General features: G+C 54.4%; 7 protein-coding genes. 1 reads left to right on the top strand and 6 read right to left on the bottom strand.

The window, feature by feature from the left end:
* Positions 1-287: 287 nt before the first annotated feature.
* Complete coding sequence (locus R2I50_RS09450; protein WP_316608899.1) at positions 288-1,043, top strand: hypothetical protein; 756 nt, start codon at positions 288-290, stop codon at positions 1,041-1,043.
* Positions 1,044-1,316: 273 nt separating this feature from the next.
* Here R2I50_RS09450 and R2I50_RS09445 read toward each other — a convergent pair whose 3' ends face one another.
* The 6 genes from R2I50_RS09445 to R2I50_RS09420 all read right to left on the bottom strand — a co-directional run bounded on the left by R2I50_RS09445 (position 1,317) and on the right by R2I50_RS09420 (position 8,838).
* Positions 1,317-3,569, bottom strand: a complete 2,253-nt coding sequence (locus tag R2I50_RS09445; RefSeq protein WP_316608898.1) for a hypothetical protein — start codon at positions 3,567-3,569, stop codon at positions 1,317-1,319.
* Positions 3,570-3,665: 96 nt separating this feature from the next.
* Positions 3,666-5,741 (bottom strand): MMPL family transporter, encoded by a 2,076-nt coding sequence (locus R2I50_RS09440; protein WP_316608897.1) that lies wholly within the window; start codon positions 5,739-5,741, stop codon positions 3,666-3,668.
* A gap of 204 nt (positions 5,742-5,945) precedes the next feature.
* Complete coding sequence (locus R2I50_RS09435; protein WP_316608896.1) at positions 5,946-6,491, bottom strand: TetR-like C-terminal domain-containing protein; 546 nt, start codon at positions 6,489-6,491, stop codon at positions 5,946-5,948.
* Between the two features lie 245 nt (positions 6,492-6,736).
* Positions 6,737-7,207 (bottom strand): hypothetical protein, encoded by a 471-nt coding sequence (locus tag R2I50_RS09430; RefSeq protein WP_316608895.1) that lies wholly within the window; start codon positions 7,205-7,207, stop codon positions 6,737-6,739.
* Positions 7,208-7,328: 121 nt separating this feature from the next.
* Positions 7,329-7,649 carry a TfoX/Sxy family protein gene (locus R2I50_RS09425; RefSeq protein WP_316608894.1) on the bottom strand — a complete coding sequence of 107 codons (321 nt, stop codon included), beginning with the start codon at positions 7,647-7,649 and terminating at the stop codon, positions 7,329-7,331.
* A 127-nt stretch (positions 7,650-7,776) separates the two neighbouring features.
* Positions 7,777-8,838, bottom strand: coding sequence for a M15 family metallopeptidase (locus R2I50_RS09420; RefSeq protein ID WP_316608893.1), 1,062 nt, complete (start codon positions 8,836-8,838; stop codon positions 7,777-7,779).
* Between the last annotated feature and the right edge of the window lie 402 nt (positions 8,839-9,240).

The raw sequence follows: 9,240 nt of genomic DNA, 5'->3' as shown, positions 1-9,240 counted from the left end.
TGATCCTTTCGAATTGGTTCCGCAAACTCAATTCTACTACAGAATCGTCACTGTGGACTCTTTTATTTTATTGTTGCAACTTCATTTTACAATGCGCCAAAATTAAAAAACCCCTGATTTTTGTCATACTGTTGTCATAGTGGGTGTGTTATGCTATAGCCACAGTCAAGGGAATGAGCATGAAGTTCGACCCAAGCCGCCGATCAGAAAGACTGCTGAATAGAAAGAAACGACGGCGGAACAACAGTCATTAACAAAACATATATACCATTCAGGAGGGAAATAAAATGACGAACAACAACATGTACAACGAGAGAAACTACACCGGCAGACAGTATTCCGACAGAGCGAGAGCGATCACCGCGAGAAAGAAAGCTAAGGCGAGAAAGCAGAGGATCCTCATCGGTACCGTCGCAGTCGCGCTGGTCGCCGTCATCGCCGCGGGCGCGATGGTATTCGGCGCGATGAACGCCCCGAAGGTCACCAAGACCGCCGCCCCCACCACCGCGATCTCCGTCAAGGCGGCTGCCCCCGTCAAGGCGGCAAGCGTGAAGAAAACGACTCCTCAGCCCGCAACCACCGTCGCTCCCAAGCAGACCGCTCAGCCCGCAGCTCAGCAGACCGTACAGTCCGTTCCCGCAGCGCAGGTCACTCAGCAGAGCGCGCCCGCTCCCACTCAGGCGCCCGCTCCCACTCAGGCTCCGACCCAGGCGCCCGTTAAAGACCGCATCGATAACGTAAACGGCGAGCGTATCTACATCGACACCAAGCGCGTCGCTCCCGCCAACAGCGGAACACCCTACCACTTCTACGCCTACGGCAAGACCTCTTACGGCTTCGACTGGACGTACAAGGCGGACAACATCAACTTCCTGCTCCGCTGCGACTATAACTTTAATCAGCAGCAGTACGATTTCCAGTTCTACGGCGTGACCCCCGGCACCAGCCACGTTACCCTGTACTATAACACCGATGATAACGTACAGGTCCCCGTCAACCTGACCGTTACCGTCGACGACGCCCTCAACGTCACCGCAGCTTGATACTAATCCTTAATAAAAACCTTTATCATCTATTGCGCTAAATTCCGCATAGCTTTGTTGAGCTCCTTGACATACGCCAGTATGCCTGCGTCACTCGCCTCGCTCTGCGAAATTTATCACTAATATCTGATTAAATCTTTTTATCAAGGATTAGTATAAAAATACAACAATCTTTTCATGAGATCTTCCTTATATAATCAAAGGCCACCCGTTGGATGCAGCGGGTGGCCTTGATTTTTGATAGTATTAGATAGATTTACTGATGGATGAGCGTCAATTGATCTCTTCGGTCTTGTAGATGAACTTGACGTAGCCGTCCATGCCGTCGGCGAGTCCGGAGTAGCTCTTGTAGTTTTGGGATACGCGGATGGTGGCTTTGACGCGGCTGACGAGATCGCCGACGTTGTCCTTGAGCAGGGAGGTGATCTTGCTGATACCCTCGTCGTTGAACTGCTTCAAGCCGTCGCTCAGCTGCATGGAGCCGGAACGGAGCTGAGATACGCCTTCTACCAGAGCGGGCATGCCGTTCTTCATGGTCAGGATACCGTCGCGGAGCGTATCGGCGCCGGTGCTGAGTTGAGCGGTGCCGTTCTTGAGGGTAGAGGCGCCGTTACTGAGGGTATCGGTACCGGTTTTCAGCTCGGAGGAGCCGGAGCGGAGCTGTGAAGTGCCGCCCTGCAGCTGCCGAGCGCCTGCAGATGCGGAGCCGACGCCGCCGGTATAGGTCTTGAGACCCTTGTCGAAGGTGTTATAGCTGTCAAGCTGTTCCTTGAGGGCGGAGATGCTATCTCTGCCGGCCTTCGCCTGTGCGAGAGCGGCGGCGATGCCCTGCTGTACCTCTTCGTTCTGCATGTTCTGCTCGATCAGGTTTTCGATCTGGGCTTCGGTATTCTGAGCGATAGCCGCCTGCGCCTGTTCACCCTGCATATTCTGTTCGGTCAGGGTGGAGATGGTGTTCTGTACCTGAGCGCTTGCCATCTGAGCGTCGATCGCGCCGCTGATCTGCGCCTGTGTTGCGGCGTCGACCATACCTGCGGCGACAGCGGCGTTATAATCTGCGGCAGAGTAGCCTGCCGCGGCGAGTACCTGCTCGGTGACCTGAGCGCGAACGCCTGCTGTGACCTCTGCCTGTACATTCTGTCTGACAGCTTCGGTGACAGCGGCTGTTACGGCTGCGCGGTTCTCTTCGACCGCCGCTGATACCTTTGCGCGTGCGGTCTGTTCAGCCTGTGCCTTTATATTCTTCTCGGAGAGCTGATCCAGCAGGGAGTTGAGGATCGTCGCGTAGTTATCGGGGGTGAGCTCGGGGACGTCCAGACCCGCTTCGACCAGCGACTTTCTCGCGGTGGCGAGGATGGCGGTGAAGGTCCGGGCGCTGCCGTTCGTAAGCGCCGTGTTATTGGCGCTGAGGGTGGAGAGTCCGTTGCTGAGGTCGAGCGCGCCGATATCGACGCTGACGGAGCCTGCGCTGAGGGCGGCTGCGCCGTCGCTGAGTTTCTTGGCGCCGTCGTTGAGCTGACCTGCGCCGTTATCGACCTGCTTTGCGCCGTCGCTGAGCTGTACCGCGCCGTCATAGAGCTGATCTACGCCGCTGACGAGTTCGCCGGACTTCGCGAGCAGGGTATCGAGACCGGTGTAAAGCTGGGATGAACCGTCGATCAGGGCGGTCATAGCGCTCTCGAGCTGATTGAGAGAATCGCCGAGATCATCGAGGCTGTCGAGATCGTCGGGATCGAGCTCCTTGCCGAGGGCGTTGGAGGCGATGGTGATGGTGGTATCGAGGGCGAAATCCGTCGTATCCGCACTGACCTCGAAGTAATCGGGGATGTTCACCTCGTCGCGGGAGAGACCTAAATCATGCTGTAAGCCGGGGAAGGCGATACCCGCCACGATCGTTCGGTCGCCGTCGGAGACGACCTTACCGTTGGTGACCTCAACGTTATCGAACTTCCCGCTGTCGAGGATCATGCCGGACATCATCAGGAAGGGAACGTAGATACGCTCCTGCTTACCGTCGATGGTGACGTTTTCGTAGGCGTTGTTGGTGTAGTCAAAGCGGATGGTGACTCTGCCGCTCTTGCCGGCGAGCTCCTTGGGATCGATGACCTTGCCGTCGAGGGTGTAGGTGACGCTCAGGTCGACGGGAAGAGGCTGGGTGCCCGTACCCTCCAGATAGAGGTCGGCGCCGTCCGCCTGCCAGACGCGCATATTGTCGCTGTCAAGGGTGAAGGAGGCGTCGGTCTTGACGTTCTCGATATCGCCGAGGGCGGCAACGTCGCGGATGGTAGTCGCCTTTTTATTGTTCTTGATCCAGTCGCTGACGATGATCTTGTCAACAGTGCCGTCGGCATTCGCCGTGACATAAACGGTCTCGTCCTTGATCAGATCGGCTTCATCGGCGGTCGCCTTGTGCTTTTCGCCGAGGGTGATGCCGTTCAGCGAAAGGGCGAATACGCCGACAAGAGAAGCGGACAGCACGATGCTCAGGCACAGTGCGACGCTCAGCAGCTTAATCATTCGTTTCATAATATCTCTCCGTTCTTTCTATAGTTACATATAGCTGTTATATAGGAGGGGAAACCCTCAGTCAGCTTCGCTGACAGCTCTCTTAAGAAAGGGAGCTTAATATTTAGCACATTTTTTCATGCCTATCGTAGTGTGGCAGACGAGCTTGTCGCAGAGCAGCAGCAGCGCCGGCAGAATAAAGATGACCAGCAGCATACTGATGATCGCGCCTCTCGCGAGCAGCATGCACATCGAGCTGATGATGTCGATGTCGGAGTAGAGCGCGACGCCGAAGGTCGCGGCGAAGAGTCCCATGCCGCTGACGATGATCGAGGGGATGGAGGTGGTCAGCGTGGTCTTCATGGATTCACGCTTGTCATGTCCGCCGAGTCGCTCCGCCTTGTAGCGGGTGGTCATCAGGATCGCGTAGTCGACCGTTGCGCCGAGCTGGATCGTACTGATACAGATGGGGGCGATGAAGGGCAGCGACTGACCGAAGAAATGCGGCAGGCCGAGGTTGATGAAGATCGCGAGCTCGATGACCGCGATCAGGATGAACGGCAGGCTCAGGCTGCGTTCGACGACGGCGATGATGACGAAGATCGCGATGATCGATACAAGGTTGACGACCTCGAAATCGGCGCCGGTGGTATCGATCATGTCCTTCATGCACGGTGCTTCGCCGATCAGCATACCGTTCGGATCGTAGCGGTGAAGAATGTTATTGAGGCTGTCGATCTGGGCGCCGACGGCGTCGGACGCGCTGTGGTATTCGCTGTTGATCAGCAGCAGCTCGTATTTATCGTTTTCGAGCACGCTCTTGATGTGCTCGGGGAGCATCTCTTCGGGAACGGTGGAGCCGAGCAGGCTTTCGATGCCGAGGACGTACTTCACGCCGTCGACATCTTCCATCTCGGCGATCATCGACTTGACCTCTTTAGCCGGGACGGAGGAGTCCATCAGCACCATATGGGTCGAGCTGATGTCGAAATCCTCGCTGAGCTTGGTGTTGGCGATGACGAAGTCGAGATCCTTGGGCAGACACTCCGCCATATCGTAGTAGACCTCGTTGTTCGTTTGGGTGTAGCCGTAGAGGAACGGCGGCACCAGCGCGATAAAGATAACGAGAAATACGGGGAAGATCTTGACCACACCGCCGGAGAGCTTCTTCATATCGGGGATCAGCGAGCGGTGGTTGAGCTTGGAAAGCGGCTTGTCAAGGATCAAAATCATCGACGGCAGTACCGTGATACAGCCGATCACGCCGAACAGCACGCCCTTTGCCATGACGATACCGAGGTCGCGGCCGAGGGTGAAGGTCATGAAGCACAGCGCGATGAAGCCCGCGATCGTCGTGACGGACGAGCCGATGACCGACAGGAAGGTGTTGTGGATCGCGACCGCCATCGCTTCCCTGTTGTCGTTACAGATACGCTTCTGTTCGTTGTAGCTGTGCCACAGGAAGATGCTGTAGTCCATCGTGACGGCGAGCTGGAGCACCGCGGACAGCGCCTTGGTGATGTAGGAGATCTCGCCGAGGAAGTAGTTGGTGCCGAGATTCAATAGGATCATCATGCCGATAGAGGCGAGGAACACCAGCGGGATGAGCCAGTTGTCGAGTAGGAGGATCATCGCCGCGAGTGCGAGGACGACCGCGATCCCGACGTAGATGGGCTCTTCCTTCTCGCACAGATCCTTCAGGTCGGTGACCAGCGCCGAAAGTCCGCAGACAAAGCACTGCTTACCGGTGATCGAGCGGATCTCGCGGATCGCGTCCATCGTTTCATCCGAGGATGTAGAAGTATTGAAGAACACCGCCATGACGGTGCTGTGGTCGGTATTGAAGGCGGAATAGACCTTATCGGGCAAAAATTCCTTCGGCACGGAGATATCGGCGACGTTGTTGTACCACAGTACGCTGTCGACCTGCTCTACCTGTTCGACCTTTTCCTTGAGGGCGGCGACGTCCTTATCGGGCATATCCTCTAGGATGATAAAGGAGAACGCGCCCTTGCCGAATTCATCCAGCAGGATGTTCTGTCCCTTGACCGTGTCCATGCTGTCGGGCAGATACGTCAGCATATCATAGTTGATACGCGTGTTCAGCATTCCCAGCAGCGACGGCACAATCAGAATGAGGGCGATGATCACGATCGGGACCCGCAGCTTTACGATAGCTTTTGAGATTTTCATGCTTTCACCTTCGCTTTTGACAAATGAGCATTGTCTGTTTTTACTAATACAGGATACTCCTGATTGTGGAAAATTACCATTCGCAAAGATTTTTGCGTGCACAAAATCTGAGCAAAAGCGGTGCTTTGTACTAAAAATTTTTAAAAATGAAACTGCCTCCCGCGAGGGGAGGCGATGGTCGGTTTTTCGATTTTTGATCGTGAATTACAGCCCGAGGTCGGAGGACAGCATCTTTGAGCGCAGGGCGATCAGCTTATTGATCTGCGCGGCGTAATCATCCTTCATCCCCTTATTGCACCAATCGGCGATCAGCCCGAAGCTGACGCTCTTGTAGTAGTCGATCAGGATCTCGCGATCCTCCCTGCTCAGGAGCTCCTTGGGGACAGCGCGGTCAAAGTAATCGGCGACCACCTTGCGGCAGACGGTCATCAGACATTTTTCGTAGACGTAGCGGTGGGAGGAATTGTAGATATGGTACGCGGCACGTCGGTTGGACAGCACAAACTGCGCGGCGACGTTCAGACACTCTTCGAGAGAGTCGATCGTAGGGTAGGTATTGATCAACTCCTCGGCGTTATCCATCAAGAGCTCCTCCAGCAGCGCCGGCAGATCGGCGTAGTGGTAGTAGAAGGTATTGCGCGAGACGCCGCAGTCGTTGGTGATATCCGTGATCTTGATATGGTCGATCGGCTTGCGATCGAGCAGCCGGAGGAAGGATTCCTTGATCGCTTTTTGGGTCAGTTTTGACATTTTTTCACCTTTATCAATGAAGAAGTTTCGCTTGGGTTAGCATTTGCTAACGCCTATGTTTCTATTATAATGCAAATGTCCGGTTTTTTCAAGAGGTATTTCAAACTTGTTACAAGAAAGTCTGTCATTCTGAGGGTTCGCCCTCAGGATGACATGTGGAAAAGCTGTGTTGGTATTTTTCGAAAAGTTAAACCCGACAGAAATCTGTCGGGCTGAAGTAATCTTGATGAATAAGGGAGCGGGATTTACCAGTTCTCCTTAAGCTCCTCGGTCGCGACCTTCTTCTCGTAATCAAAGCCGCGGGTCGCGTCCCAAGCCAGCACATACTTGCCGCTCTTGGTGATCACGGCGGTCATCTCGGTGCTGTCCTCCATCGGGCGGAACTTACCGTCGTCCTTGATGTCCTCGAGGATCGCCTTGGCGGTATCGTTGTTCGCCTTGGAGTAATCGTAGATCTCGACGAAGGAGTTACCGTTGAGAACGATGCGTGCCGCGTTGTCTGCGCCGACGATATCGGCATACAGCTCCTGCTTGGTGGTGTTGTTATTGCGGTCGGTGATGTACTTTTGCAGGCCTTCGAAGTCCTTAGAATAGGTGCTGACGTCAGCAGCGTTCGCCTGATCGGCGGTTGAGCTGTTGGAGGGGGTCGTGCCGAAGCAGCCGGCCAGTGAGAGCACCATCAGGAGTGCCGCGGCGAGTACGATGATCTTTTTCATATCTATTCTCCATTCTGTTGATATCAAATGTACCCATCTATTTTACAATATAATGGAAAAGAAATCAATAGGTATTTTTCGGGTCCTCACAGGATATCCCGGCAGTTTAGAAAGCTCTCGCTCAGCTTTTCCTCTTTTTCTTCGGAGCGGGGAGGTCTGCGGCGATCGCGGCGGGCAGTTGCGTCATCAGCTCTCTGTCTTCGATCTCCTCGACCAGGAGCATCTCCTTCGCGCCCTCGTAGGGGAGCTCGCGCGGGGCGTCGGGGAGCAGCGACAGGGCTGATTCGGTCGGCTTTACCAGCAGGCGGTTGTCGTAGATCCCGCCGATCACCTTGCCCTGACAGTACAGGATGTATTCGCCCATCATCGCGCGCCATGAGATATCCTCCGCGTCACGCAGCTGTTCGAGTACAAAGTCCAGATATTCTTTATCGGATGCCATGCGATCACCTTCTTTATTATCGGTTCTCTGTTGTTATTTTACCATACCGCGCGTGATAAGGCAACCTCCGACACACAGAAAAACAAGGCTCCCGATAAACGGAAGCCTTGCGATCGATGATATGGGATCAATAGCCGAAGTCAACGATCTCCCAGCCGCCGTCAGCGGTACGCGCCAGCCACCATTGGTAGTCGGTGTACTCCCTGTCGGATTCGAGGCTCGTATTCTCCGTATTCTTGGGCGTATGGAAGTCCATCAGGAATCCGGCGATCTGCGTAAACTTGCCGTCGGGATTCTTCTTATTGATTTCCGCCAGCTTCTCATCGGTCACGGCACTGTCGCCCGCATAGCGGATGCTGTGCAGCTCACAGCCGTCTAAGGACGCGAAACGGCACTTGATCTGGAGAACAGCCGCGTCGAGGTCGTCTTTCGAATACAGCTCGGAGTTGCCGAGATCGATCTCGACCGCTGCGCCGCTCGCGGTGCCTAGGTACTCCTCGAAGGTGATATCCTTCTGCATGATCTCCTTGGCGATATCCTTATCGTCGATGTAGCGGATGTGCCACGGCTCGTAGCCGTAGCCGGTAATGTGCTCTCTGCCCTCGAGATAACGCAGGATGAAGCCGTAGTCTGCGAGCTTCTCGTGGATCTTTGCCCAGATCTCGGGATACTGAACCATATCCTCGTTCTCGGTGATATCCTTGCCGTCGATGATCAGGTACAGATCGAGCGCGAGACCGGTATGATGCTCTGAGTAACCGGGTGCTGCGACGGTCTTCAGCGCATAATCCTTACCGTATTTCTCGGTGAAATCATCCATGATGCGCTGCTGGTCGGCTACACTGCGGCGTGCGGAGTCGAGGTCTACGAAGATATTCTCCTTCTCCAGCGCCGCCTTGAGTTCCAGATAGGCGTCGTAAGCCTTTTTCTCGACCTCAACGTCATCGCCGATCGAGTTGGTCATGTGGACGGTTTCGAGCTTCGCCTCCCAATCCTCGGGAAGAGCATGCGTCTTGTTGACCAACGCCATGTAGTCGATGCCGTCGGACTTTGCCTCGTCGACGGTTGCGGCTTCGGTGGCTGCCTCGGTCGCTTTATCGGGAGCGGTTTTTGTACCGCCGCATCCGGCGAGGATCGCCGCGGTCATGCAAAGGCAAAGGATCAGACTGATCAGAATTCTCTTTTTCATTATAATTGCCTCCGTGAATCATTGGATTGAGTGAATTATAACGCAACTGCCGTACTTTTTCAATAGACAAAACGCCGAAAAGACTTTGGGATATAAAAAACAAGGCTTCTGCCGAAACAGAAGCCTTGAAAAAAGATAAATCTGATTTGCCGATTATCTCTTGGAGAACTGTAACAGCGTAAAGAAAACAGTCCTGAGGACTGTTTTTAGCTGTGCTTTGCGAGGGCTGAGTCCCGAGCAAATCCGCAGTCGACAGAGATGATCGGGACGGACAAAATATAAAAACAAAGCCCCTGAAAACAGCAATATCATTAAGATAAGGCACTAATAAGAAATACCTCGTACCAAAATATGGGTACGGGGTATTTTTTTGAAGATTATTTTAAAATTTCCGCAAATTGC

Origin of the sequence: uncultured Ruminococcus sp., assembly GCA_902785355.1 — a bacterium.
In the GTDB taxonomy this organism is placed as follows: Bacteria; Bacillota; Clostridia; order Oscillospirales; family Acutalibacteraceae; genus Ruminococcoides.
The sequence above is the reverse complement of the archived record's forward strand: the minus strand, read 5'-3'. Positions and strand labels throughout refer to the sequence as shown.

Excerpts from the sequence above, each read along its gene's own strand:
- R2I50_RS09450 (WP_316608899.1), top strand. The coding sequence starts at position 288 with ATGACGAACAACAACATGTACAACGAGAGAAACTACACCGGCAGACAG.
- R2I50_RS09445 (WP_316608898.1), bottom strand. The coding sequence starts at position 3,569 with ATGAAACGAATGATTAAGCTGCTGAGCGTCGCACTGTGCCTGAGCATC.
- R2I50_RS09440 (WP_316608897.1), bottom strand. The coding sequence starts at position 5,741 with ATGAAAATCTCAAAAGCTATCGTAAAGCTGCGGGTCCCGATCGTGATC.
- R2I50_RS09435 (WP_316608896.1), bottom strand. The coding sequence starts at position 6,491 with ATGTCAAAACTGACCCAAAAAGCGATCAAGGAATCCTTCCTCCGGCTG.
- R2I50_RS09430 (WP_316608895.1), bottom strand. The coding sequence starts at position 7,207 with ATGAAAAAGATCATCGTACTCGCCGCGGCACTCCTGATGGTGCTCTCA.
- R2I50_RS09425 (WP_316608894.1), bottom strand. The coding sequence starts at position 7,649 with ATGGCATCCGATAAAGAATATCTGGACTTTGTACTCGAACAGCTGCGT.
- R2I50_RS09420 (WP_316608893.1), bottom strand. The coding sequence starts at position 8,838 with ATGAAAAAGAGAATTCTGATCAGTCTGATCCTTTGCCTTTGCATGACC.